The sequence below is a fragment of the Pseudoalteromonas sp. MER144-MNA-CIBAN-0113 genome (assembly GCF_040308965.1).
GTDB lineage: Bacteria > Pseudomonadota > Gammaproteobacteria > Enterobacterales > Alteromonadaceae > Pseudoalteromonas > Pseudoalteromonas tetraodonis.
Map to the genome: position 1 here is coordinate 1 of NZ_JBEOOG010000156.1, position 1,672 is coordinate 1,672.

Here is a 1,672-nt window from a genome sequence, read left to right on the forward strand (position 1 = left end):
CCCGCCGTGTCAGAGTAGTTGTCCTGTCTTCTTTTCACAATAGTTATAGTCAGACGGCGGGTGGTTAGCAGGTTCAAATGGCTGTTTATTCACCAGTAAGAAAAGAAGCAATATTAAAAAAGTTATTACCGCCGTTAAATCGCTCTGTGGCGCAGTTGGCTTCAGAGGAAGGCATTTCTGAGCAGACGCTGTACAATTGGCGCAATCAGTTAAAAGCTCAAGGATATGCCGTGCCGGTAAGCGGACAAAAGCCTGACGATTGGTCAGGAGAAGCAAAGTTGGCGGTGGTAATTGAAACTGCCCCGTTATCTGAAGCCGAGTTAAGCCAGTATTGCCGTGAAAAAGGCTTGTTGGTTGAGCAGGTTAAAGAGTGGCGCAGCGCCTGTGTGATGGGCAATATGAGCGAAGCTCAGCGCAAGGTTGCTGAGAAAAAGCAGGCCAGAGAAGATAAAAAGCGCATTAAGCAATTAGAGCGCGAGCTTAACCGTAAAGAAAAAGCCTTGGCGGAGGCGGCAGCGTTGCTGGTGCTGCGAAAAAAGCTCAGAGCGTACTACGGCGAGGAGGACGAGGACTGTTAACCACGGTTAGTGAGCGCAACTTAAACCTGGTCTGGTTTGATGAAGCCGTGTTAGCCGGTGCCAGGCGTGATAAGGCTGCACAGGAGCTGGAGATATCACTACGCTCACTGCGCCGTTGGCGGGATGAGCAAGGTGCAGTGCTTGAAGATAAACGGCCAGTAGCCATCAGGCCTGAGCCGAAGAACAAGCTCAATGACGCTGAGCGCGAGCAGATATTGGCAACCTGTAATGATGAAGAGTATGCCAGCTTACCGCCGTCGCAAATTGTGCCGCGGTTGGCAGACAAGGGCATTTATCTGGCGTCAGAATCGACAATGTATCGGGTTTTAAAAGCGGCAAACCAGCAGCACCACCGAGGCAAAAGCAAAGCGCCTCAGAAGCGTGCAATGCCCACCAGTTACAGTGCCTCAGCACCCAATCAGGTGTGGTGTTGGGACATCAGCTATATGCCCTCAGGCATACGTGGTTTGTACTGGTATTTATACGCGATAATCGATATTTACAGCCGTAAACTGGTGGCCTGGGAAGTGCACGACAAGGAATGCAGTCAACTGGCCAGTGAGTTAGTACAGCGCGCCGTACTACGGGAGCAGTGCCTGTTTAAACCACTGGTACTGCACTCGGATAACGGCAGCCCGATGAAAGGCAGCACGCTCAGGGTCAAGTTGCAAGAACTGGGTGTGACGTCGTCTTACAGCCGGCCCAGAGTGAGTAATGATAATCCGTTTGTGGAGTCATTGTTCAAGACAGTGAAATACTGCCCGCAGTGGCCGAAAAGTGGCTTTGCAACAGTCGGCTGTGCCAGAGAGTGGATGCTGGAATTTACACGCTTCTACAACCACGAACATCGCCATAGCGGCATAAGATTCGTGACACCGGCGCAGCGGCATCAGCAACAAGATGTCGCTCTGCTGGAGAAGCGTAAAGCGGTATATGAACAAGCTAAGTCAGACTACCCACAACGGTGGGCTGGCAGAGCAACCAGAAACTGGAGCCCTATAGGGCCAGTAAGTTTGAATCCGGAGCGGGAAATCGTGCAGGCTCAGGCAGCAGCATAAAACGGGAAAATCGGACAACTACCTTGAAAAACTCCG

1 protein-coding gene is annotated in these 1,672 nt (G+C 51.5%); it reads left to right on the forward strand.

The window, feature by feature from the left end:
• Positions 1–77 precede the first annotated feature (77 nt).
• Positions 78–1,636, forward strand: a protein-coding gene (locus AAEY57_RS19105; protein ID WP_350608564.1) for an IS3 family transposase whose coding sequence is annotated in 2 segments (ribosomal slippage) — positions 78–564 and positions 564–1,636 — 1,560 coding nt in all. Because the reading frame shifts where the segments join, the coding sequence is not laid out codon by codon here.
• Positions 1,637–1,672 lie beyond the last annotated feature (36 nt).